Genomic DNA, 26,606 nt, shown 5'->3' with positions numbered 1-26,606 from the left:
AGCCAACATCTAACTTCCGGGCAAAGCAACGCCAAGGCCTCTGGCACGGGGCTGTGCGGCAAGGCATTTGATATCACAAGGCGAAGCGGAGCCCCGTTCGGCAATGGTGGCTGCCGAACGCTTATTACGGTCGCTGAATCCATCCGTGTTGGCGTAATTACCGTAGTCCAGGGAAAAACCACTTGGCAAGTTATTTGTGATAATAATTGAAGAGCGCTTTTTTTCAGGCGCGAGCGGGCCTTTTAAAACTTTTCCATTAAGTTTTAAAAGGCGTAGAGCTACCCTTTCGATCAAATAAGATCAAAATAAAGTAGTGCGCTTTAATGGCGCGGTACGCATGTGATGAGGTATTCAAGAATGATTTCTTTGTAGGCGGCCTTACATCCTGGCCATTAGCGATCCTCCAGTCCTTGTTGCCGGTACCTTCAGAAAAGGCCCGTGCTGATCCAACGCCAAGAGTGTGCGCTTTGCGAGGCTAATGCCATGGTTGGTCACGCGTCTGGCTCGCTGAAACGCCAAAAAGCGCGAGCCAAGACGTGCTCTTGGCGCTGGTAGCCAAGAGGGGAGCAGAGGAAGGGTTGATGCGAGAGGGGGGTGCGCGCCGGTTAGCCGGCGCGACGGTTACTTCTGGGGATTGCTTTGGAGGTAGCGGGTAATAGCTTCTATGCCGCGCTGCAAGTGAGCAGTCAGCAGTTCGACGGCCAGGTTTACATTGCCTTCGCGGGCAGCGGCGATCAGCCCGCGGTGATCATCCTGGGACACTTTACCCAAGCCCATCGCCTTCAGGTTAAAACGCAAGAAGCGTTCTTCTTCATCCAGGCCTGTTTCCACCAGCTTCATCAAGCGACGGTTGCGGACCTTGGCGTAGAGTGCCAAGTGAAACTGCTTGTTCAATTCACCCATCACCGAATAATCGGTTTCGGCTTCCATCTGAGCAACCAGGCGATCAGCCTCGCTCAATTCCGTTTCGGTAAGCTCTGGAACAGAAAGGCGCAGTGCCTCGGATTCGAGCAGTATCCGCAACTCATAGGTTTCCGTTGCGTCCCAGGAAATTACCGGGGCAACTACGGCCCCCTTGTGCTGTTCAACCGCCAAAAGCCCTTGGGCCTCGAGTTGGCGGAGGGCTTCGCGCACGGGCATGCGGCTCACGCCAAACAGCGTGGCGAGCTCTTGCTGACGAACCGCGGTGCCCGTTGGCAGGCTGCCGTCCAGGATGGCGGTGCGCAACCGCTCTTCGATAATCGACCGGGCAAGATGCGGAGCCAACTGCTCGGCCGATAGCACGACGCTCAATGGGCTGGGTTTTCTAGGCACTTTGGCTACCTTGATAAATGTGAAACCACTAAAGGCTATCGACCGAAGTCTCAGCGGATTTAGCTCCCTGCCAAAAGACATCCCGCATTATTTGTGGCGAGCTTGCGCCCTGCCGTTGCGATGAACCGGAGCTTACGTCCTTTGCAGGAGCTTTTCAGCACTTATCCATTGCCATTCAGGGTGTTATGCCGCTAATTGACAGCGGCCTTGTAAGGGTCGTTCAAGTGATCGCAAGTTGCCATTGTTTTTTGCAATTTCTACCCGCACCATTCCATGCTTTCCAGTGTTCATCAGGCTGGCTGTGGTGGTGATGGCTCGTTCCGCAACTTTGCTGCTGCTTCGCCGCCTTGGCCTGGCGCTGGCGCTGAGCTTCGGCTTGCTCGGCCTGCTGCAGGCCGACTGGGATTTCTCCCTGATCAGCCGACGGGCCCAGGCACTGTATGGGCCGTTGGGTGCAGGGCAGCAGCGTATTGATGCCTGGCAGCGACTGCTGGCCACCCAGCGCCAGGTTTCGGAGGCCGAGCAACTGAAGGTGGTGAATCTCTTTTTCAATCACCAGATGCAGTACCAGGAAGATATCGATCTCTGGCGGGAGGTGGACTATTGGGCCACGCCGGTCCAGTCGCTCTGGAAAGGAGCCGGAGATTGTGAAGACTACGCCATCGCCAAATATTTCAGCCTGCGTCGCCTTGGGATCTCGGGTGACAAGCTACGCATCACGTACGTCAAGGCGCTACGCCAGAACCGGGCTCATATGGTGCTTACTTATTACGCAAGCCCGGACGCAATGCCGCTGGTACTCGACAGCCTGATGGATGAAATACTTCCCGCCAGCCAGCGTGCCGACCTGTTGCCGGTCTATGCCTTCAACGCAGAAGGGCTGTGGCTGACAGGTGCGGGCGGCAACAAGCGGGTCAGTGATACCAAGCGGCTGTCTCGCTGGCAGGACCTGTTGAAGAAAATGGCGGCGGAAGGTTTTCCCGCTGACCCCACCGAATAATCAGGAGCCCTGATGTCTCTGTTCAAGCAATTACTCATAGCCATCTGCCTGTTCCTGGTCGTAGCGTTCGGCGGGAGTTTTACTGTCAGCCTTGAGAGTTCTCGCGCCCAATACGTGAACCAGTTGCGCTCGCATGCGCAGGATGCGGCCACGGCGCTGGCGCTCTCGCTTACGCCAAACATCGATGACCCGGCGATGGTGGAGCTCATGGTTAGCTCCATCTTCGACAGCGGCTACTACTCAAGCATCCGGATAGTAGACCTGACCGACAATAAAACCATGGTGGAACGCAGCGCCGAACCGGACAGCACCGGTGTGCCTCAATGGTTCATTCGGTTGATAGGCCTGGAGCCGGCGGGCGGGGACGCTATCGTCAGCCGTGGGTGGCAGCAGGCGGCAAGGGTGGAGGTGGTCAGCCACCCGATGTTCGCCCTGGCCAAGTTGTGGGAAAGCGCCCTGGGTAGCCTGGGCTGGCTGTTGCTGTGTGGCGCGGTGAGCGGCTTATTAGGCGCGCTGTTGCTCAAGCGGCAGTTGCGACCGCTCGATTACATGGTTGAGCAATCCCATGCCATCGCGCGTCGGGAATTTCTAGTGCTGCCAGAGCTGCCGCGCACGCCTGAATTGCGTCGGGTAGTTCAAGCGATGAACCAGATGGTCGAAAAGCTCAAGGCGCTGTTTACCGAGCAGGCGGAGCGCAGTGAGCGGCTGCGCGTAGAGTCCTATCAGGACACTCTGACGGGTTTGGCCAACCGCCGCTATTTCGATATGCAGCTGCAGGCCCGTGTCAGCCATGCGGAAGAGAACGGCGCCGGCTACCTGCTACTGCTGCGGGTGAATGACCTCGCTGGGCTCAACTTGCGTAAAGGCGCCGCTACGGCAGATGCCCTGCTCAAGGAAGTTGCGGCAATGTTGGTGCGCCACTGTGCTCGCCACCCTGAAACCAGCAACCTGATCTGCCGCAGCCGCGGTGGAGAGTTCTCGGTGCTAGCCCCGGGGCTCACGCTCGAAGAAGCGCGCCAACTGGCCCAGGCGTTGGATACCGCCTTGCATAGCTTGTATGAAACAGCGGCGTCGGACGTTTACCCAGTAGCCTGGATGGGGCTGGCGCCCTATACCGCTGGCGAGGCGCCACACGACCTGCTCAAGCTTGCCGACCAGGCGCTGGCGCAGGCGGAAGGGGCGGGCGAGGAGCATTGGGTGTGCCTGGACCAGCAGGCGATGCAATCGGGTGGTGATGACCATCATGCCTGGCACCGGTTGCTGGACGATGCGCTTCAATCGTCACGCTTGCAGTTGTTCTTCCAACCGGTGGTCAATGCCGCCGACAACACCCCGATGCATCACAAGGTGCTGTCGCGAGTGCTTGATGCTCAGGGGCAGGCGGTGGCGGCGGGGCGGTTCCTTCCGTGGATCGAACGCTTTGGCTGGTCCAGTCGGCTCGACCTGACCATGCTCAAACTCGTGATTACCCACCTTCAGGCCCGCCCTGGCGTACTCGCCCTGAACCTGTCGGCCGCAACGCTGGATGACCCGCAAGCGTTGAACCGTATCTTCGATGTACTCAACCAATACGCCAGCCTGGGCCCGCGGTTGATTTTCGAGATCGGCGAAGAGCAGTTGCCAGAGCAGCAGGTGCTCGAGCAGGTAACACGCCGCTTGCACGCGCTCGGGTTTGGCTTGGCCCTGCAACATTTCGGCGGCCGCTTCAGCATGATCGGCAACCTGGCGCATCTGGGGCTGGCGTATTTGAAAGTGGATGGGAGCTATATCCGTGCAATCGACCAGGAAAACCACAAGCGGCTGTTTATCGAAGCCATCCAGCGGGCGGCGCACAGCATCGACCTGCCGCTCATTGCCGAGCGGGTGGAGACCGAAGGCGAGCTGGCAGTGATCCGGGAGATGGGTATCGAAGGCGTGCAGGGCCGGTTGATTGGCGAACCGGGCCCCTGGCAATAAGCGCGTCAGCGCGCCATGCCCCAGCGTTTGATCGTGAGCCGTTCCAGGGTATTGAACACTAGGTTCTCGACTACCAGGCCGATCACGATCACCACCGCGAGGCCGGCGAAAACCTTGTCGGTGAACAGCTCGTTGCGGTTCTGGTAGATGTACCAACCCAGGCCGCCCTTGCCGTTGGTTGCGCCGAATACCAGCTCGGCGGCGATCAAGGTACGCCAGGCGAAAGCCCAGCCGATCTTCAAGCCCGAGAGGATCGACGGCAATGCTGCAGGAATCAGAATCAGCGCCACCAGACGCAGCCCGCGCAGGCCGTAATTACGGCCCGCCATGCGCAAGGTTTCCGACACGCCCATGAAGCCCGAATAGGTGTTAAGCGCGAGGGGCCAGAGCACCGAATGCACCAACACAAAGACCAGGCTCTTTTCGCCCAGGCCAAACCACAGCAATGCCAAAGGCAGCAAAGCGATCGGTGGCAGTGGATTGAGCATTGAGGTGAGGGTGCTCAGCAGGTCGCGGCCCAGCTGAGTCGTTACCGCCAGGGTGGTGAGCACGAATGCGAGTGCGATCCCCAGCGCATAGCCTTTGAGCAAAACACCCAGCGAAACCATTACCTTGGCCGGCAGCTCACCGCTCGCCGTGTCTTCAACCAAGGCCCGTGCAGTTTGGGTGACGCTGGGCAGCAGCAGGTCGTTGTTGGTGTAGAGCGCCGCAGCCTGCCATAGCGCGCCTATCACCAGCAGGATGACTGCTTTGCGAAGCCAACCTTGTTGCCAGAGGCGTCGGGGCAGTGAAAGGTTGCGTTCCAGCGGCACGTCCACCAACGGGGCGAGGGCGATTTCATATTCATCTCTCATGGCGTGCCCCTTAGTAAGCAATACGGATGTCAGTAAAAGCCGGTTCATCCTCGCGCAGGGCCTGCGGCTGCTCGTTGAACAACAGTTCATGTATGCGGCGAGCCGAGGCCTGGAAGCCATCACTGCCCAAGCTATGCAGGCCGTAATGGTGGCTATGAACTTCCGCCCGTACACGCCCCGGGTGGGGCGATAACAGCAGGATGCGGTTGCCCACTACCAGTGCTTCTTCGATCGAATGGGTGACAAACAACAGGGTGAAGCGCACCTCTTCCCACAGCTCCAGCAGTTCCTCCTGCATCTTGCGGCGGGTGAGGGCGTCCAGCGCCGCGAATGGCTCGTCCATCAGGAGCATTTTTGGTTGCGTGGCCAAGGCACGGGCAATGGCGGCACGCGCTTTCATACCGCCCGATAACGTATGCGGGTAGGCGTCGGCAAAGGCGGCCAGCCCAACCTTGTTCAGGTAATGCAGCGCGCGTTCCTCGGCTTCAGCGCGGCTGGCGGCTCGTGAGGCTAGCAGGGGGAACATCACGTTCTGCTTCACGGTTTTCCAGGGCGGTAGCTGGTCGAATTCCTGAAACACCACCAGGCGATCCGGGCCGGGCCCGATGACGCGCTCGCCGGCCAGGCGGATCGTGCCTTCGGCGGGTGATAGAAAGCCGGCAATGGCCTTGAGCAAGGAGCTTTTGCCGCAGCCCGAGGGGCCGAGCAAGACGAATCGGTCGGTTGCGTCGACCTCAAAGCTGACCTGGTGCGTGGCGCGTACGATCTGTTTCGGGGTTCGGTATTCCAGGGTTACCTCGTCTACGGCAAGCAGTGGCACCGGCAGCAAGGGTTGCGCGAGGGTCGAATGGTCTGGGGCGGGGAGCGTCATGGGTCAAGCTACCTGATAGCAGCCGCCCCGGTCTCGAAACCGTAGGGCGGAGAACCGAGGGGCAGGCCACGCGGCAGCGCGGCCGAATAGGCGGTTTGCCGAAGGAGGGCCTTAGAAGGGCGCGTCACCTTGGATAGTGGTGCGGTACAACTTGCGCCGCAGGTGACTCGGGCAACCGGCGGCCAGATGGATCAGCGAGCGGTTGTCCCAGAAGACCATGTCGTGCGGCCGCCATTGGTGGCGATAAATGTTTTCAGGCAGCACGCTGTAGCGATAGAGCTCTTCCAAAATCTGCCGACTCTCGTCTTCAGGCAAGCCTACGATCCGAGTGGTGAAGCCCTCGCTGACAAACAGTGCCTTGCGCCGGCTTTCCGGATGGGTACGGACGATAGGGTGAATCACCTCCTGCACCTGGGCCAGCTGCTCAGGGCTCAACCGGGGCCGCCAGTCGCCTTCGAATTTTGGCTCGCTGTAGCGCGCGGTGTAGGAATGCGCCGCCTGTTTGCCCTCGATCGCGTAGCGCAGTTCGGCCGGCAGTGCATCGAGCGCTTTGTGCATATCAGCGAACAACGTATCGCCGCCTTCGCTCGGCAGTTCTTGGGCGTGCAGCATGGAACCCAGGCTCGGGAGCTGTTTATAGGACAGGTCGGAGTGCCAGAACTTGCCAGCATCGCCCAGCCCGATAGGGTTGCCCTGCTCGATGATATTGGAAACGATCAGGATTTCCGGATGGCCCGCCAGCAGGAACTGCTTGAGTACATGGATCTGCAATTCGCCAAACCTGCGGCTGAAGGCGATCTGCTGTTCTGGCGTAATGCGCTGATCACGGAACACCACTACGTGGTAATCCAGATGGGCGCGATGTATGCGGGCGAAGTCGGTATCGCTCAGCGGCCCGGTAAGGTCCAGGCCGATGATTTCGGCGCCAACGGCGCCATCGAATGGAAGGATCTCGAACGCCTGCCCGTTGGAAACGGTGGCAGCGTTTGGGGCCGAAGGCATATTGACTCTCCACGCATGCGCTGATCACGCATGTACAAGAAACTCACGGGGGACGACCGTGTTCGTTCTGTTCGTGCGGCGCGCCGGTGGGCCGGCAGGTACGCGAGAGCCAATATAAAAGAATAAGAATTGGGGCTTAAATACTGTTGCGGAATAAGGTTAGTACTGTTGCATGCTACAGGGCCAAGTGATGGCCCTGTAGGACTGTGCGAAGTGCAAGCGAAGCCCGGGAACCGGTACTACCGCTCGTGCAGCGCCTCTGCCCGCGCGCGCAAGATCGGCTTGAGCAGGTAGCTGAGGATGCTCTTGTGGCCGGTGATGATGTCTACCGAAGCGACCATGCCAGGGATGATGAGCAAGGGCTTGTCATCAGGGCCGAGGTGGTTGCGGTCGGTGCGCAGGCGAATCAAGTAGTACGTCTGCTTTTTATCTTCATCGGTGATGGTGTCCGCGCCGATCTGCTGCAGTTGGCCCTTTAGCCCACCATAAATGGTGTAGTCGTAAGCAGTGAACTTGATCATCGCTTCCTGGCCGGGGTGCAGGAACGCGATGTCCTGCGGGCGGATCTTGGCTTCCACGATCAAGGTGTCGTCCAGCGGAACGATTTCCACGATATCGCTGCCCGGCTGGATCACGCCGCCCACCGTGTTCACCAGTACCTGCTTGATGATCCCGCGCACTGGCGAGGACACCATGGTACGGCTTACGCGATCTTCCAGCCCCTTGGCCGTGGCGGTGTACTTGCTCAGGTCCGTGCGGGCTTCGTTCAGTTGGGTAAGGGCGTCGCTGCGGAACTTGCCGCGCGTTTCGTCGATCTTGCGCTGCACTTCCGAAATCGCCGCCTGGGCGCGGGGGATAGCCAACGTGGTAGCGTCAAGCTGCCCGCGGGTTTCCACCTCGGACCGCTTGAGGCGCAGCACTTCCACCGGCGATACGGCGCCTTGCTTCACCAACGGTTCGGACATACCGATTTCCTGGCGCAGCAGGCTCAAGCTATTACGGTATTGCTCTTGCTTGGAGCCAAACTCGCGCAACTCTTGTTGCTTCTGCGTCAGCTGCGCCTGCAAGCCGCCGATCTCGTCGGCCATCTGCTGGCGACGGCTGCGATAAAGCTGCTCTTCGTCACCAGCCTGCTTGGGCGCGGCCTTGCGCAGGTCTGCCGGGATGTTCAGCGGGCGGTCGTCCACCTCGGCGCTCAAGCGCTCCACGCGCAGCGCCATGCCGATACGGTCAGCCTCGGTTTCGCCCACGTTGGAAGCGAAGCGGGTATCGTCGAGGCGAATCAGCGGCGCGCCTGGCTCTACGATCTCGCCTTCCTTCACATAAATCTGCGCGACGATACCGCCTTCAAGGTTCTGCACCTTCTGGATTTTCGAGGACGGAATAGCCTTGCCTTCGCCTTTGGTGACCTCATCGATGATCGCAAAATGCGCCCAACCGATAAGGAACACGAAGAAGAGAATCACACCCCAGATGGTCAGGCGAACGATACGCGGCGCATCGTCGATCAACGCCTTGTTCACTTCAGGCAGAGGCTGGCCGGACAAGTTGTCCCGGCCTTTGAAGTAGGCGCCAATACCGCCCTTGTCTACTTTAAGCGACATTGACTTGCCCCTTTTTCAGCGCTTCGAGCACGGCGGCTTTCGGGCCGTCCGCCACAATCTGCCCCCGATCGATCACGATCAGGCGCTCCACCAGCGATAGCAACGAAGCGCGGTGGGTGACCAGTACCACAGTCTTGTCGCCAATGAAGGGCTGCAACCGCTGCTTCAAGCGTTCTTCACCGCTGTTGTCCATGGCGCTGGTAGGTTCATCGAGCAGCAATATCTGGGGGTTGAGCAACAGGGCGCGGGCCAGTGCCACGTTCTGCCGCTGGCCACCTGAGAGGTTCTGCCCCCGCTCGCCTACCTGCAGTTCATAGCCTTGCGGATGCAGCCGGGCGAATTCATGCACACCTGCAAGCTCTGCCGCTTGCAGCACCATTTCGTCTTCCACATAACGCGCGCCCGACACCAGGTTGTCGCGCAAGGTACCTGCCAGCAGCTGGATGTCCTGAGGGACGTAACCAATGTTGTGGCGCAGCTCGCTGACGTCGATCTGGCGGATGTCCACGCCGTCGATGAGCAGGGCGCCTTCATCGGCCTCGTATAGGCCCACGATCAATTTGGCTAGCGAGCTTTTGCCCGAACCGCTGCGGCCGATGATGCCGATCTTCTCGCCCGGGCGAATGCTGAGGTTGATATTGCGCAGGGCAACGTTCTGTTGGTTCGGGTAGGTAAAGCCCAGGTTGCGGAACTCCACCGCGCCCTGAAGAACCGGCCGGCTAAGCGGGCGCTCTTCGAAGTTGCGCTCCTGCGGCAGGTCCATCATCTGGTTCACCGACACCATGGTGACCTTGGTCTGCTGGTAGCGCGTAAGCAGGCCGGACAGTTGCGCCAGTGGGCCAAGGGCGCGGGTGTTGAGCATATAGCAGGCGATCAGGCCACCCATGCTCAGGTTGTTGTCGATGATCTGATACACACCAAAAATGACCATCGCCACGCCGGCGAGCTGTTGAATCATCAAGGTGAGGTTCATCGCCAGGCTGGACAGCACCTTCACGCGCAGCTCAAGGCGGCTCAGCGTGCCAATGGTTTGCTCCCACTGGTACTGGCGCTCGCTTTCCGCGTTGTTCACCTTGATCCCATCAAGGCCGGCGAGGGTTTCGATCAGCGCCGACTGGCGCTCCGAGGCCAACGCCATGGTGCGCTCAAGGGTGGCGGTCAACGGCTTTTGCAGCAGATGGCCAAGGGTGAGCGCCAACGGGAACGCCACAACGGGAATCCACACAAGGTGGCCGCCGAGGATTGCGATCACCAGCAGGATCAGCAGGGTGAAGGGCAGGTCGATCAGGCTGGTGAGGGTCAGCGAGGTGAGGAAGTCCCGCATGCCCTGGAATTCATGAATGTTCTGCGCATAACTACCTACCCGCGCCGGGCGCATCTTCATGGCCATGCCCACGACGCGCTCGAACAGCGTGGCGGAGATGATCAGGTCAGTCTTTTTGCCGGCAAGGTCCAGGCACAGCCCGCGCAGCCCCTTGAGCAACAGGTCGAACAGGTAGGCGCCGGTGATACCGGCGGCCAACACCCACAACGTGGCCGTGGCCTGGTTGGGCACTACGCGGTCGTACACGTTCATCACGAACAGCGGCGCGGCCATGGCGATCAGGTTGATCACCAGGCTGGCGGCGATGGCGTCCATGTACAGCCAGCGGGAACGCTTGAGGGTGTCTTTGAACCACGACTTCGCTCGGGGAATCAGGGAGCCATGGCTTACATCGAATTTGTGCTGGGGCTGAGCGAAGAACACGCGGCCGCTGTAATCCTCTTCCAGCAACTCGCGGCTCACACTCACTTCGCCACCGTCGCTTTCGCTCAGCAACAGGCGGGCCTGGTCGCCTTCCCAGCCCACCAGCACTGCGCTGCGGTTGTCTTTCAACAACAGCAGCACAGGCATGGCGATGGCAGGGATCTGCTCCAGCTTACGCGTAAGCAACCGGCCCTGCAGCCCGGCGCGTGCAGCCGCGCGAGCCAACAGGGCAGGGGAAAGGCGTTGGTCTGGCAACGGCAAGCCTGTTGTGAGCATGGCTCGGCTGGCTGGCTTCTGGTGCAGGTAACAGAGCGACAGCAAACCGTCCAGCAACGGGTCGTCGTGCAAGCTGCGTGGATCATGACTGGGTAGGTTTCGACCGGGTTCTGAGTCCACGCTGCGCTCTCTGTTTTTTTCGAAGTTACGAAGGGCTGATCCGTCAAGAATCAGTTCATGCCGGGCAGTTTAACCTCCGGCTTGATGTCCTGCTGCACAACCGATGCCAGCGGGGGCACTACACCCTGGCTGCGCAACAGCTGGCCCATCACGGCCTTGATCCGGTACTGGCTGAACAGCTTGAGGTTCTGAACCTCGGCCAGGCGGCGGGCAGCCGTGAAGGTTTCGTTCTCGCTGTCGAGCAGGTCGAGCAGGGTACGCTCGCCAAGGCTGAACTGCGACTGGTAGGCCGTACGCACGCGGGTGTTACGTTCAACGTACTGCTGGGCGATCGGCAACTGAGCGGTAGCGTTGTTATAAGCGTTCCACGCCAGGCCAAGCTCTTCGTTCAGCTGGCGCAGTGCGTTGTTGCGGATATCCAGCGCCTGGCCCGACAGGTAGGACTTGGATTCCAGGTCCGCCTTGTTCGCGCCGCCAGCGTACAGGTTGAAGGTCATACGTACCATCGCCGACCAACCGTTGTAATGGCCTTCCTCACCGCTGACGTTGTTATCGGCGTTGCGCGACAGTTCTGCATCGAAGCGTGGATAAAACGACGAGCGGGCTGAGGAGTACTGCTTTTCAGTGGCGGCGATGTCTGCTTCGGCAGATCGCAGAACCGGGCTATCCGCAACCAGCTGCTCACGTGCCTGGTCCAGGCTGCCGGGCATGCCGTCTACCACCGGCGCAGGCGTTTCCAGCTGGTCAGGCATCTGGCCCACCGCGCTGTAATAGTTGGTAGTGGCATCGGCCAGATTGGTCTGCTCGGTCAGCAGATTGTTGCGCGCTTGAGCGAGACGGGCTTCCGCTTGATCCCGGTCTGCGTTGCGGCCTATGCCGCGGGCAGTGCGCAGTTTGATCTGATCGAAAATTCGTTCGTGGTTCTTCAGATTTTCTTCGGCCAGCCGAACATATTCCCGACGAGTAAGCACATCCAGGTAAACCTGAACCACGGTCAAGGCCGTGCGCTCGGAAGTGCCCAGCAGCGAATATGCCCGAGAATTGGCGGTGGCTTGTTGACGGGCTACTTCGTTCTGCGTCGCAAAACCGTCAAAGATCATTTGTTGCAAACGGACGCTGGATTCACCTCGCGTGAGCACTTCGAACTTGTCGTCACCCGTTGCGGTGCGGGTGGTTGGGCTGTCTGTACCCTCCCGGCCATACCCCGCCAAAACGTCGACACGTGGCAAGTAGCCACCCTTGGCGGCTTTAACAGCGTAGTCAGCAGCCGTCCGAGCATTGACGCCAGCTTGTACCTCAGGATGGACCTCAAGGGCATGCTGGATAGCACTCGACAGCGTGTCAGCCTGGGCGAAATTGGCGGCAACTACGAGGGGAAGCAGAGCAAAGATGTGCGAACGCATTGTGAGGATTACCCAAAAAATCCTTTGAAAACAATAACTACGACCGAAAGTCGGAGCACGCGAGATTGGCAACCGAAACGCGCGGATGTCGGCAAGTCCTTAAAGGAAACCGGGGACACACAATGCAGGCGGTTAGCCAGTGGAATATCAATGTGACATTACGCGGCGGATTGTTTAGGATGCCGCACAATAGGTCAATAGTTTGTCGGATAGTTAATCTCCTACAAACTGCGTCATGTAAATGACGCCATTCAATATCATCCCTTTATACATCACGCTCCCCACTGAAATGTCAGGGCTTTTCCCTGCCAGTCGTATGGAAGCGACCAGAACGGTAGTCTCGGAGAAGTCACATGAGCGGCGTCGCCATCGTAAAAAGCATTGTTGGCCAAGTGATCGCGGTTTCGCCTGAGGGGATCCGCCGGGTCCTTGTCGAAGGTGACCGATTGCTCGCTGGTGAGGTGGTTGAAACGGGCGCTTCGGGCGCCGTGACCCTCACGCTCAATGATGGCCGCAACCTGGATATCGGGCGGGACTCCCAGTGGAGCGCCAATACTCCGGACATGACGCGCCCGGCCGAGGACCCTGCACATCAGGCGCCTTCCGTAGCCGAGCTGCAGAAGGCCATCGCCGCCGGCGCTGACCCGACGACAGACCTGGAAGCCACTGCGGCCGGCAACACCGTGGATACCGGTGGTTCAGGCGGCGGTAGCCATAGCTTTGTATTGCTGGAGGAAACCGCAGGCGCGGTAGACCCCACCATTGGCTTCAATACCGCCGGCATTAGCAGCGGCGATTCCATTACCGCCGAGCAAACCAGCCCGACCGATAGCCCCACGCTCATTGGCGCGGACACTGCTACCGTGGACGAAGACAACGCAGCTACCGGCAATGTGCTCACCAATGACAGCGATGCCGACAATACGCTGAGCGTGACCGGTTACACCGTTGCAGGAGTTACCGGCACGTTCACGGCGGGCCAGGCCGCTACCATCGCGGGTGTTGGCACCATTACGATCGCGGCGAATGGTGATTACGTATTCACGCCGGATGCCAACTGGAACGGGACCGTTCCGCAAGTCACCTATACCACCAATACCGGCGCTACCGGTTCGCTGGATATCGTGATTAACCCGGTCAACGATGCGCCTGTCATTACTACCAGCGAGGAGGCAAGCGCCGCTGGTGTAAATGAAGACTCCACCGTTTCGGGCCAAGTGACTGCCACTGACGTCGACGCCGGCGCTCAGCTGACCTTTAGCGTTGCTCCCAATCAAGCTGCTGTGCCTGGGTTCACCTTCAATGCCGACGGTACCTGGGCCCTTGACGCCAGCAATGCCGCGTACCAGCAGCTGGCATTGGGTGAAACCCAGACCATCACGGTTCAGTACCTGGTGACCGATGAAGTCGGTGCCCCTAGCTCGACTGCCACTCTGACCCTGACCGTGACCGGCACCAATGACGCGCCGGTGGTCACTACCGTTGCGGCTGATAGCGCAGCGGCGGTGAACGAAGACTCGACCGTCACCGGCCAACTGACCGCGACCGATGTCGACAACGGCGCCGTGCTGACCTACAGCACTGCCGCCGGCCAGGCTGCCGTTCCGGGCTTCACCCTGAACCCCAACGGCAGCTGGACCCTCGACGCGAGCAACGCCGCGTACCAGCAGCTGGCCCAGGGTGAAGCCCAGACCATCACCGTCAAGTACCAAGTCACCGATGAGCACGGTGCGCCAAGCGGTACCGAAACACTGACCCTCACAGTTACCGGCACCAACGATGCGCCGGTGGTCACCACTTCGCCTGCCGCCAGCGCTGCCGCCGTGAAAGAAGACGCGACCGTCACTGGCCAACTGACCGCCACTGACGTGGACAACGGCGCGGTGCTCACCTTCAGCACCGCCGCTGGCCAGGCTGCCGTGCCCGGCTTTACCCTGAACCCCAACGGCAGCTGGACCCTCGACGCGAGCAACGCGGCCTACCAGCAGTTGGCCCAGGGCGAAAAGCAGACCATCACCGTGAAGTACCAGGTCACCGACGAGCACGGTGCGCCAAGCGGTACCGAGACGCTGACCCTGACGATTACTGGTACCAACGACGCGCCGGTGGTCACCACTTCGCCTGCCGCCAGCGCTGCCGCCGTGAACGAAGATGCGACCGTGACCGGCCAACTGACCGCGACCGACGTCGACAACGGCGCTACGCTGACCTTCAGCACCATAGCCGGCCAGCCTTCGGTTCCAGGCTTCACCCTGAACTCCAATGGCAGCTGGACGCTGGACGCCAGCAATGCTGCGTACCAGCAGCTGGCTCAGGGCGAAAAGCAGATCATCACCGTTCAGTACCTGGTGACCGACGAGAACGGCGCTACCAGCTCTACTGAAACCCTGACCCTGACGGTTACCGGCACCAACGATGCGCCGGTGGTGACCACTTCGCCTGCCGCCAGCGCTGCCGGCGTGAACGAAGATGCGACCGTCACCGGCCAACTGACCGCCACTGACATCGACAACGGCGCTACGCTGACCTTCAGCACCATAGCCGGCCAGCCTTCGGTTCCAGGCTTCACCCTGAACTCCAATGGCAGCTGGACGCTGGACGCCAGCAATGCTGCGTACCAGCAGCTGGCTCAGGGCGAAAAGCAGATCATCACCGTTCAGTACCTGGTGACCGACGAGAACGGCGCTACCAGCTCTACTGAAACCCTGACCCTGACGGTTACCGGCACCAACGATGCGCCGGTGGTGACCACTTCGCCTGCCGCCAGCGCTGCCGGCGTGAACGAAGATGCGACCGTCACCGGCCAACTGACCGCCACTGACATCGACAACGGCGCTACGCTGACCTTCAGCACCATAGCCGGCCAGCCCTCGGTTCCAGGCTTCACCCTGAACTCCAATGGCAGCTGGACGCTGGACGCCAGCAATGCTGCGTACCAGCAGCTGGCTCAGGGCGAAAAGCAGATCATCACCGTTCAGTACCTGGTGACCGACGAGAACGGCGCTACCAGCTCTACTGAAACCCTGACCCTGACGGTTACCGGCACCAACGATGCGCCGGTGGTGACCACTTCGCCTGCCGCCAGCGCTGCCGGCGTGAACGAAGATGCGACCGTCACCGGCCAACTGACCGCCACTGACATCGACAACGGCGCTACGCTGACCTTCAGCACCATAGCCGGCCAGCCTTCGGTTCCAGGCTTCACCCTGAACTCCAACGGCAGCTGGACCCTCGACGCCAGCAATGCTGCGTACCAGCAGTTGGCCAAGGGTGAAACCCAGACCATCACCGTCAAGTACCAGGTCACCGACGAACACGGTGCCCCAAGCGGTACCGAAACCCTGACCCTGACCGTGACCGGCACCAACGACGCGCCGGTGGTCACCACTTCGCCTGCCGCCAGCGCTGCCGGCGTGAACGAAGATGCGACCGTCACTGGCCAACTGACCGCGACCGATGTCGACAACGGCGCTACGCTGACCTTCAGCACCATAGCCGGCCAGCCTTCGGTTCCAGGCTTCACCCTGAACTCCAATGGCAGCTGGACGCTGGACGCCAGCAATGCTGCGTACCAGCAGCTGGCTCAGGGCGAAAAGCAGATCATCACCGTTCAGTACCTGGTGACCGACGAGAACGGCGCTACCAGCTCTACTGAAACCCTGACCCTGACGGTTACCGGCACCAACGATGCGCCGGTGGTGACCACTTCGCCTGCCGCCAGCGCTGCCGGCGTGAACGAAGATGCGACCGTCACCGGCCAACTGACCGCCACTGACATCGACAACGGCGCTACGCTGACCTTCAGCACCATAGCCGGCCAGCCTTCGGTTCCAGGCTTCACCCTGAACTCCAACGGCAGCTGGACCCTCGACGCCAGCAATGCGGCATACCAGCAGCTGGCCCAGGGTGAAACCCAGACCATCACCGTCAAGTACCAGGTCACCGACGAACACGGTGCCCCAAGCGGTACCGAAACCCTGACCCTGACCGTGACCGGCACCAACGACGCGCCGGTCATAACCACTTCGGTTACTGGCAGCAAGGCCACCGTCGCCGAGGATAGCCCCCTCTCTTCCGGCAAGCTCACGGCGACTGATGCCGACGCCGGCGAAACCGCCACTCTGGTGTTCAGCCAGACTTCAGCCGACAAGGTTCCAGGCTTTACCCTGAACACCGACGGCAGCTGGACGCTCGACCCGAGCAATGCGGCCTACCAGCACCTGGCCGTCGGCCAGAGCACAAGCTACGACATCCAGTACGTCGCCACCGATGCCCAAGGTGTGGCCAGCGCTCCCCAGACGCTGACCGTCACCGTCACCGGCACCAATGACACCCCGGTGATCACCACCTCGGTGGCCGACGGCAAGGCTACCGTCGCCGAGGACAGCCCCCTTGCTTCCGGCACGCTGACCGCGACCGACGCCGACAGCGGTGAAACCGCCACGCTGGTGTTCAGCCAGACTTCGGCCGACAAGGTTCCAGGCTTTACCCTGAACACCGACGGCAGCTGGACGCTCGACGCGAGCAATGCGGCCTACCAGCACCTGGCCGTCGGCCAGAGCACGAGCTACGACATCCAGTACGTCGCCACCGATGCCCAAGGTGTGGCCAGCGCTCCCCAGACGCTGACCGTCACCGTGACCGGCACCAACGATGTGCCTGAAATCACCACCAGCGCCGTCGCTGGCAAGGCCACCGTCGCCGAGGACAGCTCCCTTGCTTCCGGCACGCTGACCGCGACCGACGCCGACGCCAGCGAAACCGCCACGCTGGTGTTCAGCCAGACCTCGGCCGACAAGGTTCCAGGCTTTACCCTGAACACCGACGGCAGCTGGACGCTCGACCCGAGCAATGCGGCCTACCAGCACCTGGCCGTCGGCCAGAGCACGAATTACAACATCCAGTACGTCGCCACCGACGCCCAGGGTGTGGCCAGTGCTCCCCAGACGCTGACCGTCACCGTCACCGGCACCAATGACACCCCGGTGATCACCACCTCGGTGGCCGACGGCAAGGCCACCGTCGCCGAGGATAGCCCCCTCTCTTCCGGCAAGCTCACGGCGACTGATGCCGACGCCGGCGAAACCGCCACTCTGGTGTTCAGCCAGACTTCAGCCGACAAGGTTCCAGGCTTTACCCTGAACACCGACGGCAGCTGGACGCTCGACCCGAGCAATGCGGCCTACCAGCACCTGGCCGTCGGCCAGAGCGCAACCTACGACATCCAGTACGTCGCCACCGACGCCCAAGGTGTGGCCAGCGCTCCCCAGACGCTGACCGTCACCGTGACCGGCACCAACGACACCCCGGTGATCACCACCTCGGTGGCCGACGGCAAGGCTACCGTCGCCGAGGACAGCCCCCTTGCTTCCGGCACGCTGACCGCGACCGACGCCGACAGCGGTGAAACCGCCACTCTGGTGTTCAGCCAGACTTCAGCCGACAAGGTTCCAGGCTTTACCCTGAACACCGACGGCAGCTGGACGCTCGACCCGAGCAATGCGGCCTACCAGCACCTGGCCGTCGGCCAGAGCACGAGCTACGACATCCAGTACGTCGCCACCGATGCCCAGGGTGTGGCCAGCGCTCCGCAGGCTCTGACCGTCACCCTGACCGGAACCAATGACACCCCCGTCATCACCACTTCTTCTGCGGCTAGCGCGGCCCGGGTTAATGAAGACTCGCGAGTATCTGGCAAGCTGACCGCTACGGATGCCGACGATAATTCCAGCTTGTCCTTCAGCACCGCCAGCGGCCAGCCGAGCGTGCCCGGCTTTACCCTGAAGGCTGATGGCACCTGGACCCTGGACGCCAGCAACGCGGCTTATCAGCACCTGACCAAGGGTGCTACCGAAACCATCGCAATCAACTACGTGGTCACTGACGAACACAGTGCCGTCAGCACCCCGCAGACGCTGACCATTACTGTCACCGGTGCTAATGATGCGCCAGTCATTACCACCACTGCCGCTGGCAACATGGCCAAGGTGAATGAAGACTTCCAGGTATCTGGCAAGCTCACTGCCATGGATGTTGATGACGGGAGCCAGCTGACCTTCAGCCAGACAGCCAAGACTAGTATCCCGGGCTTCACCCTGAACAAGGACGGCACCTGGACGCTCGACGCAAGCAATGCGGCCTATCAGCATCTGGCCAAGGGGGCTACCGAGACTCTTTACATCGGTTACAAAGTGGTCGACCAATATGGTGCGGCCGACTCTGAAACCTTGGTCATCAAGGTGACCGGCACCAACGACACGCCAGTGATCACCACCACGACTGCCGCCGGCAACGTTGCGGTGAACGAAGACGCGGTCGCCCGCGGCACCCTGACCGCCACTGATGTTGACGACGGTCGCCAGCTGACCTTCAGCACCACCAGCAGCCAGCCGAACGTGCCTGGCTTCACCCTGAACGCCGACGGCACCTGGACGCTCGACGCCAGCAACGCGGCCTACCAGCACTTGGCCAAGGGCGTGACCGAGACCCTCTCCATCGCCTATCAGGTGAAGGATCAGTGGGGCGCGACCGACACCGATACCCTGGTCATCAAGGTGACCGGCACCAACGACACGCCGGTGATCACCACCACGACTGCCGCCGGCAACGTTGCGGTGAACGAAGACGCGGTCGCCCGTGGCACCCTGACCGCCACTGATGTTGACGACGGTCGCCAGCTGACCTTCAGCACCACCAGCAGCCAGCCGAGCGTGCCTGGCTTCACCCTGAACGCCGACGGCACCTGGACGCTCGACGCCAGCAACGCGGCCTACCAGCACCTGGCCGAGGGGGCTACCGAGACCCTCTCCATCGCCTATCAGGTCAAGGATCAATGGGGCGCGACCGACACCGACACTTTGGTCATCAAGGTCACCGGCACCAACGACGCGCCGGTAGTGGCCAGCAGCACCGTTACCGGCACCGAAGACACTCCAGTGACGGTGGCCCTGAGCGGGTCGGACGTGGACGGTACCGTCGACCACTTCACCATCACATCGGTACCGGCCGACGGCATGCTGTTGCGCGATGCCAATGATCCGAACAGCATCGTCCACGTAGGTGACACTGTCTCGGCGATCAATAACGGCGCCACCTTGACCTTCGTACCGGCCGCCAACTGGAACGGCAGCACGACCGTTGTCTACACCGCAACGGACAACCTGGGTGCCACTAGCGCTACCCCGGCGACCGAGACGATTACCCTCGCAGCGGTAGACGATGCCAGCGTACTGGGTGCTGACACCGCTACCATCAAGGAAGACGGCAAGGCCACTGGCAACCTGCTCAGCAATGACAGCGACGTGGACAATACCCTGAGCATCAGCTCAGTGAGCGTTGGCGGCAAAACCTACGCAACCGGTAGTGAAATCGACACCGGCGTGGGCAAGCTGACGGTCAGTACCGATGGCAGCTATACCTTCACGCCGACGGCCGACTGGGCCGGCACCGTGCCGCAGGTCACCTACACCACAAACACCGGCTCGACGAGCACCTTGAACATCACGGTGGCTCCGGTTACTGACGTTCCAATCCTGAGCCTGATCGGCCAGAGCACCCTGGCATCCACCGACCTCCAGGAAGTGGCAGCTGGCGGCAAGGCCACCGTAGCGGTAGGCAAGCTGGGCAGCGGCGAATGGCACACCGATAACTCGGGCAATACCGTGGAGATCGGCGCGGGCACCACCTACGGCGCCGGCACTACCAGTCAGGTCATCGAGTTGGAGCGTAACCCCAACGATGCGAGCAACCTGTACACCACGGTAAGCGCGCAAACTGGCGCCACCTACACCGTAAGCTTCGATTACTCGGCGCGCAGCGGTGCCGAGAGCAATTCGAAGATCAACGTGTACTGGGGTGGACAGTTGATCACCACCCTGACCGCCAACAGCACCGGCATGACGCATTACACGCTCAACCTGCCGGTCAGCGCTGACGGTAGCCAGAAGCTGGAATTCGTGGCCGCCGACAAGAACAGCACCGGTGGTGTACTGGACAACATCCAGTTGGTCGAAACCCGCAACAGCGGCCTGGAAGACCAGCCGATTCTGCTGTCGACCATCAAGGCAGCCTCTGCCGACGTAGACGGTTCCGAGACCCTGACGGTGAAAATCACCGGTCTCCCCAAGGATGCCGTGCTGACTGACGGCACCGCAGCGCATAACGTGACCGTCGGGGCCGACGGTACCGTGAACATCACCGGCTGGAATATGTCGAGCCTCAAGTTCACCGCGCCAACCAACGCCAATGGTGACTACACCTTTACCGTGACCGCCACGGCCCAAGATGGCACCGCCAAGGCGGAAAGCGTAAGCCAGAACCTGCTCGTGCACGTGGCGCCGGTCAACGATGCCCCGGTCTTCAGCCACGTCGACGGCAGCACCGTTACCAACAACTGGGGCAACACCTTCATCGAAACGCCCCACGGCACCACGCCGGCGGCGTGGGAAGGCAAGGGGCCGGGCCGCATCATCGGCACTGGCGACCTCACGCTGAAGGATGTCGACAACACCACCCTCAAGGGCGGCAGCATCGTGCTCACCAACGCCAAGCCCGGTGACAGCCTGGCCGTGGACGTCGGCAACACCGGTATCAAGGCCGAGATCGTCAATGCCAACGGCACCATCACCATCAAGCTGAGCGGCGACGCCAGCCCGGCCGACTACGCCTGGGTGATCAACCACGTCACCTTCAATAACACCAGCAATACGCCGTCGGACGAGCAGCGCAAGATCACCATTTCGGTAAACGATGGCGGTCTGAACGGCACCTCGAGCATCACCACGGTGATGAACGTCAAGCCGCAGAACGATGCCGTGGATATCTTCGGTGAGAAAGTGAGCTTCACCGAGAACGGTGCCGCGACTTCCATCGTCAGCAACTTCAGCATGAATGACCTGGATGGAAACCAGCTGTCCAAGGTCGTGGTAACGATAGATAACCTGGGCAATGGCGATGTGGTTACCCTCCCCACCAGCCTGCCTGCAGGGATCACGGCCAATACCTCCGTAGTCAACGGCGTCGAGACCATCACCTTCACCGGCAAGGCCTCCATTGCCGAATACCAGGCGCTGATCCAGGGCATCACCTACAGTAACGGCAGCGACACCCCCACTGCTGGCGTGCGCAACGTGACCATCGCTGTCACCGACGTGACCACGGACAGCGACGGTGCCAAGACCAGCACCTACAACAGCACCCTGACGGTTACTGCAGTCAACGACGCTCCGGTAATCACTCACACGAACGGCAGTACCAACACCGATACCTTCCGCAATACCTTCATCGAAACCCCGGCTGCAGGCGAAACGCCAAAGGGCGGCCAAGGCGTGGCGCTGATTGCCAGCGACCTGAAGCTGACGGATGTGGACAGCAACATCAAGGGCGCCTCGGTGGTGCTGACCAATGCCCACGACGGCGATAGCCTGGCCGTGAATACCGGCACTACCGGCATCACCGCCTCGATCGTCGAAGGCGTGGACGCCAATGGCAAAGCGATCATCACGGTTACTTTGAGCGGTGAAGCGACTCCTGCCCAGTACCAGACGGTGCTCAACAGCATCACCTTCAACAACAGCTCGCAGAACCCAAGCCCCGAAACCCGTGACATCAGCATCAAGGTCACCGATACCGGTGGAGCTGTTGCCACTGCCAGTTCGCATATTGGTGTGGTCCCGGAAAACGACGCCCCTGTGGTCGCTGGCGCACCGGTGAGCTTCACCGAAGGGCAGCCGGCGGTGTCTGTTGTAGGTGGCCTGTCGATCACCGACGTGGATAACACCACCCTGGCCAAGGCAGTGGTGACCATCACCGGCCTTGGCGCGGGCGACAATGTGGCCTTCACCGGCACGCTGCCAAGTGGCGTGACCCTGGTGGCCGGTGATGTCGTGAACGGCACCCAGACCTTCACCCTCACCGGCACCGCTTCGGTAGAGCAGTACCAAGGGCTGATCAACGCGATCCAGTTCTCCAACGCTACCGACACGCCAGTAGACGGCGTGCGCAATGTGACCGTTGCCGTTACCGATGTTGGCGGCAGCAACCTGGCCCGCGACCCGGCCCAGACCACTACCTACAACAGCACCCTCAAAGTCACCGCAGTGGACGACCCGAGCGTGCTGAAAACGGATACGGCCACGATCGCCGAAGACGGCAAGGCCACCGGCAACCTGCTGACCAACGACATCGACGTGGACAACGCCCTGAGCATCAGCTCGGTCAGCGTTGGCGGCAACACCTACGCCACCGGCACCGACATCGCGCTGGCTCACGGCACTTTGAGCGTGGCGGCTGACGGTACCTACACCTTCACTCCGGCTGCGGATTGGGCCCGCAGCGTGGAGCAGGTCACCTACACCACCAACACCGGTTCGACCAGCACCTTGAGCATCACCGTCAACCCGGTGGTGGACATTCCGGTGGTAACCGTAGGCGCTGCGACCATTGCCTCCACCGGCCTGAACAAGGACACCTGGACCACGTTGTCCAAGGACACCCTGGGCACCGGCGGCAATGGCGCGGCCACCAGCACGCTGATCAACACCGTAGGCAGCGCCGCGACCGTCAACCCGACTGTCCACGGCGTGACCTCGCTCGCCAGCAGCGGTGATATCGCCGCGGGTACCGCCACCAAGGTCAGCGGCCTTGTGTACCTGGAAGCCGGCAAGTCCTACAGCTTCGCGGGCACCGGTGATGACAGCCTGGCAATCACCCTGGGCGGCACTACCGTGGCGACCGCCAGCTGGGGCAAGAACTCCGGTGCGGTCACCAGCACCACCTTCACACCTACGGATACCGGCTACTACACCGTCGACCTGTACCACTACAACCAGAGCGGCCCGGGCAACTACAACGTGACCGTGCTGGTAGACGGCGTGGCCACCTCGCTCAACAGCCTGGTGACCTTCGGCAGCGTGCAGGACATGGCTGCCGCCGGCCTGGACGTGTCTGCCCTGCATGGCAGCAATGGTGAGGGTTACTACACGGGCACCAGCCTGAACCATGGCCTGGAAGACGCGGGCGTGAAGCTGGCGCCGATCAGCGTGACCTATGGCGACACCACTGATGGCTCGGAGACCCATGTCACCACCCTCAGCGGCGCGCCTGCCGGCACCACCCTGACCGACGGCACCACCACCGTGACTTTCGATGCCAACGGCTCGGCAGTTGTGACCGGGATGAACCTGGCCAACCTGACCCTCAACACCCCACTGAACTACAACGGCAGCTTCGTGCTGACCGTAACGGCGACCGCGAGCGAGCAGGGCGTGGCTACGCCAGTAGTACGTACCGGTACCCTCACCGTTACCGTCGACGCCGTGAACGATGCGCCGGTGGTGAACCTCAACCCGGCCGGCGGCACGGCTGACATCACTTACGTGGAAAATGCCCCGGCTGCCCAGTTGGTGAAGCAGCTGACCATCGCTGACCCGGATGGCACCACCACGCTCAAGAGCGCGACCGTAACCCTGAGCAACGCCCAGGCCTACGACGTGCTCAAGGCAGGCACCCTGCCGGCGGGCATCACCGCCAGCGTGGACACCAGCGTCAGCGGCAAGATCACCGTGACCCTCACCGGCACAGCGTCTATCACCGACTACGTGGCCGCGATCAAGTCGATCACCTATGCCAACACCAGTGAAGACCCGAGCGCCGCAGACCGTAACTACACGGTAGTGGTCAACGATGGCGGCACCAATTCGGTTGCCGTAAGCGGGGCGGTGCATGTTACAGCGACCAATGACGCGCCTGTGTCGGTTGCGAGCACGGCAGCCACCAGCGAAGACACCACTGTGGCGCTCAAGTGGGCCAACTTCAGTGTCACCGACGCGGACACCGCCAGCAGCAGCCTGAGCATTCAAATTACCGCCCCTGCGGCAAGCCAAGGCACCCTGAAGTACTACAACGGCAGCACCTGGACCACCGTGGCCGCTGGCACCACGCAGTTGGTAAGCAAGGCAAACCTGGAAGCGGGTTACCTGACCTTCACGCCTTATAAAGACGCCTCCGGCACGGTAAGCCTGACGTACAAGGCCTACGACGGCGTGGACTACGGCAATGCTTCCACCGTGGCGGTTACCGTCACACCGGTAGCCGACGCCTCGACCCTGACGCCTGCCAACGTCACCGTTGCGGAGAATGGTTCCACCGCACTTAACCTGGTGGCGGGCACCACCGACATCGACCGCTCCGAAACCGCCTCGGTCACCAAGATCAGCAGCATCCCGGTAGGGGCGACGCTGTCTGATGGCGCTGGCCATACGTTCACGTCCACCACCGGCAATACGTCCGTGGACGTGAGCAAGTGGACGGTCACCAGCCTGACCTACACCCCAGCGGCGTACCACAACGGTACAGATACCCTGCAGGTGACCACGACGTCCAAGGACGGTAGTTCAACGCTCGAAACGCCCCATAGCGTTGACATCTCTGTCACTGCCGCGGACTACAAGCTGCTCAATGGTGACATAGGTTCCAACACCATCACCGGCGTTGCTACCGCGAATAACATCATTGTGGGCGACAAGGCGGAGCCGTTGGTTCCAGGAAAGAGCTACAACATTGCCTTCGTTGTGGACACGTCGGGCAGTATTGGTTCCTCCGCCATGACCACAATGAAAGCGTCGTTGACCAACGTCTTCAACTCCCTGTACAACACCGCGAAATCCAACGGTTCCGGGGTCATTAAGATTCTACTGGTGGACTTTGATACCAAAGTCGAGTCGGTCGTTTCGGTGAATATCACCGATAAAAATGCGCTGCAGACGCTGCTTAACGCTGTTGATGCCATGGCGTCCAACTCCGGGGAAGGCACAAACTACGAGGCAGCGCTGAAAACCGCGGCGAATTGGTTCCAAGGTACGGACATTACGCAGGGGGCGACTAACAAGACCTACTTCATCACAGACGGTGCCCCAAACACTGTTTCGAAGGAGACCAGCAACCCGTACCTTTATGACTCGGACTATAAAGGTGACGGCTCAAAGGTTCTTCTTGACAGCCTGGATCTTTCTTCCTGGAAATACGGCCAAGTCTTTACCGCAGCTAATGGCAGCGTTGTAGTCGCTGCGGATGGCACCGTCACGTATAAGGAGAGCAGCGGCGGTAGCTGGAAAAGCGGTGTTTTGCAGGCTGATGGCAACGGCGGTTACGATGTCGTCACGGGCACTTCTTCTCAAGATGTAGATTCGCAATCTACTGCTGCCTACAAAGCATTGGTCAGTGCAATGGGCTCAAGCGGTACAGTCGATGCCATAGGTTTTGGTAGCAGCATCAGCACGAGCACGCTGAATAACTACGATTCGGATCACAACGCGCAAAAAGTGGTGGATGCGTCGCAGATCGAAGATGCAGTACTGGGCCATTACACCGCGCCTGGCAGCGATACCATCACCGGCAGCAGTGGCAATGACATCATCTTCGGTGACCTGATCACCTTCGACAAGCTGCAGGGCACTGATGCCCTCAAGGCCTTCGCGGGGGTAACTACCGAGTCGCAGCTGCATGCCTATCTGACTGATGCCAGCCATCTGGCAGACATTGCGAAACTGGCGGCTGGCTCTAATACCTACGGTACTGCCGACGGTGCGGATAAGTTATTTGGCGGCGACGGCAACGACATCCTCTTCGGCCAGGGTGGTAACGACATCCTGAACGGCGGGGCGGGCAATGACATCCTGGTCGGCGGAAACGGCAACGACACCCTCACCGGTGGCGCTGGCGCGGACACCTTCGTTTATGTGAAGGGCGAAACCGGTTCGGACACCATCACCGACTTCAGCACTACCCAAGGCGACGTGATCGACCTGAGCGACCTGTTGTCCGGCCATGGCAGCGACCTGACCCAGTACCTGCAAGTGACCCAGAACACCGACGGTACGGGTTCCTTGCTGGTCAGCAGCGCCGGCAAGCTCAGCGCTACCGCGGCACCAAGCACCAACGCCTCGGCAGCGGACGTAAGCATCAAGGTGGGTGGCATCGGCTACGATGCGCTCAAGAGCCTGGTAGCGGGCGCCGACACCCACATCAAGGTGGACCACGCCTGATGCCCACGGCCCGGCAATGGCTTATGCTGTTGCCGGGCCAAAGGCGTAACGCCGAACAAGAGGGTTCATAGATGTTTTACGTCCAGCGCAACGCCGAAGGCCGCCTCGTTCGGGTGCAGCCCACGGAATTTTCGGGCTACAGCGAAACCCTCGCCGCCGACCACCTGGATATCCAGGCCTGGTTCAGCAGCGAAGCCGTGGAAACCAGCCTGAAGGCTTTGCAGCAAAGCGACCTGGACATGGTGCGGGTGCTCGATGACCTTATCCAGTTGCTCACCAGCAAAGGGGTGATCCGCATCACCGACTTGCCGCCCGCCGCCCAGGCCAAGCTGATGGACCGTACCCAGGCGCGTGAAGCCCTCGGCGGGCTAAGCCGGCTGATCAACGACGAAGAAACCGGCCTCATCTGAGGCCGTT

At 61.0% G+C, this 26,606-nt stretch carries 11 protein-coding genes; 4 read left to right on the top strand and 7 right to left on the bottom strand.

Annotated elements, in window-relative coordinates; genetic code table 11:
• Window positions 1-621: 621 nt before the first annotated feature.
• A complete protein-coding gene (locus tag LG385_RS20190; protein ID WP_225775655.1) occupies window positions 622-1,314 on the bottom strand; it encodes a GntR family transcriptional regulator in 693 nt (230 codons plus the stop codon).
• Window positions 1,315-1,624: 310 nt separating this feature from the next.
• On the opposite strand from LG385_RS20190, the gene lapG reads away from it, so the two are divergent.
• The gene (gene lapG, locus LG385_RS20185) at window positions 1,625-2,314 is read left to right on the top strand and encodes a cysteine protease LapG (RefSeq protein WP_413247338.1); all 690 of its coding nucleotides are present in this window, start codon (window positions 1,625-1,627) and stop codon (window positions 2,312-2,314) included.
• Window positions 2,315-2,326: 12 nt separating this feature from the next.
• Complete coding sequence (gene lapD / locus LG385_RS20180; RefSeq protein ID WP_225775653.1) at window positions 2,327-4,270, top strand: cyclic di-GMP receptor LapD; 1,944 nt, start codon at window positions 2,327-2,329, stop codon at window positions 4,268-4,270.
• Between the two features lie 5 nt (window positions 4,271-4,275).
• Here lapD and LG385_RS20175 read toward each other — a convergent pair whose 3' ends face one another.
• From LG385_RS20175 to LG385_RS20150, 6 genes are all read right to left on the bottom strand, one after another.
• Window positions 4,276-5,124 (bottom strand): ABC transporter permease, encoded by an 849-nt coding sequence (locus tag LG385_RS20175; RefSeq protein WP_181118368.1) that lies wholly within the window; start codon window positions 5,122-5,124, stop codon window positions 4,276-4,278.
• A gap of 10 nt (window positions 5,125-5,134) precedes the next feature.
• Window positions 5,135-5,995, bottom strand: coding sequence for an ABC transporter ATP-binding protein (locus tag LG385_RS20170; protein ID WP_225775652.1), 861 nt, complete (start codon window positions 5,993-5,995; stop codon window positions 5,135-5,137).
• A gap of 111 nt (window positions 5,996-6,106) precedes the next feature.
• A complete protein-coding gene (locus LG385_RS20165) occupies window positions 6,107-6,997 on the bottom strand; it encodes a TauD/TfdA dioxygenase family protein (RefSeq protein WP_225775651.1) in 891 nt (296 codons plus the stop codon).
• Window positions 6,998-7,236: 239 nt separating this feature from the next.
• Window positions 7,237-8,601, bottom strand: a complete 1,365-nt coding sequence (locus tag LG385_RS20160) for an HlyD family type I secretion periplasmic adaptor subunit (protein ID WP_225775650.1) — start codon at window positions 8,599-8,601, stop codon at window positions 7,237-7,239.
• A complete protein-coding gene (locus LG385_RS20155; protein WP_225775649.1) occupies window positions 8,591-10,744 on the bottom strand; it encodes a type I secretion system permease/ATPase in 2,154 nt (717 codons plus the stop codon). Before LG385_RS20155 ends, LG385_RS20160 begins: the two co-directional genes overlap by 11 nt.
• 50 nt (window positions 10,745-10,794) lie before the next feature.
• Window positions 10,795-12,147 (bottom strand): TolC family outer membrane protein, encoded by a 1,353-nt coding sequence (locus tag LG385_RS20150; RefSeq protein WP_225775648.1) that lies wholly within the window; start codon window positions 12,145-12,147, stop codon window positions 10,795-10,797.
• A 353-nt stretch (window positions 12,148-12,500) separates the two neighbouring features.
• On the opposite strand from LG385_RS20150, the gene LG385_RS20145 reads away from it, so the two are divergent.
• Together LG385_RS20145 and LG385_RS20140 are read left to right on the top strand one after the other, a co-directional pair.
• Complete coding sequence (locus tag LG385_RS20145; RefSeq protein WP_225775647.1) at window positions 12,501-26,189, top strand: retention module-containing protein; 13,689 nt, start codon at window positions 12,501-12,503, stop codon at window positions 26,187-26,189.
• A 71-nt stretch (window positions 26,190-26,260) separates the two neighbouring features.
• Window positions 26,261-26,599: a tryptophan synthase subunit beta gene (locus LG385_RS20140; protein ID WP_181113958.1), complete on the top strand. Its 339-nt coding sequence runs from the start codon at window positions 26,261-26,263 to the stop codon at window positions 26,597-26,599.
• Window positions 26,600-26,606 lie beyond the last annotated feature (7 nt).

Source organism: Pseudomonas sp. Marseille-Q5115, from assembly GCF_916618905.1.
Taxonomy (GTDB): domain Bacteria; phylum Pseudomonadota; class Gammaproteobacteria; order Pseudomonadales; family Pseudomonadaceae; genus Aquipseudomonas; species Aquipseudomonas japonica_A.
This window is presented reverse-complemented; position numbering and strand designations above follow the sequence as displayed.

Bases quoted from the DNA above. Each gene is read 5' to 3' on its own strand.
- lapG (WP_413247338.1), top strand. From the start codon at position 1,625: ATGGCTCGTTCCGCAACTTTGCTGCTGCTTCGCCGCCTTGGCCTGGCG.
- lapD (WP_225775653.1), top strand. From the start codon at position 2,327: ATGTCTCTGTTCAAGCAATTACTCATAGCCATCTGCCTGTTCCTGGTC.
- LG385_RS20175 (WP_181118368.1), bottom strand. From the start codon at position 5,124: ATGAGAGATGAATATGAAATCGCCCTCGCCCCGTTGGTGGACGTGCCG.
- LG385_RS20170 (WP_225775652.1), bottom strand. From the start codon at position 5,995: ATGACGCTCCCCGCCCCAGACCATTCGACCCTCGCGCAACCCTTGCTG.
- LG385_RS20165 (WP_225775651.1), bottom strand. From the start codon at position 6,997: ATGCCTTCGGCCCCAAACGCTGCCACCGTTTCCAACGGGCAGGCGTTC.
- LG385_RS20160 (WP_225775650.1), bottom strand. From the start codon at position 8,601: ATGTCGCTTAAAGTAGACAAGGGCGGTATTGGCGCCTACTTCAAAGGC.
- LG385_RS20150 (WP_225775648.1), bottom strand. From the start codon at position 12,147: ATGCGTTCGCACATCTTTGCTCTGCTTCCCCTCGTAGTTGCCGCCAAT.
- LG385_RS20145 (WP_225775647.1), top strand. From the start codon at position 12,501: ATGAGCGGCGTCGCCATCGTAAAAAGCATTGTTGGCCAAGTGATCGCG.
- LG385_RS20140 (WP_181113958.1), top strand. From the start codon at position 26,261: ATGTTTTACGTCCAGCGCAACGCCGAAGGCCGCCTCGTTCGGGTGCAG.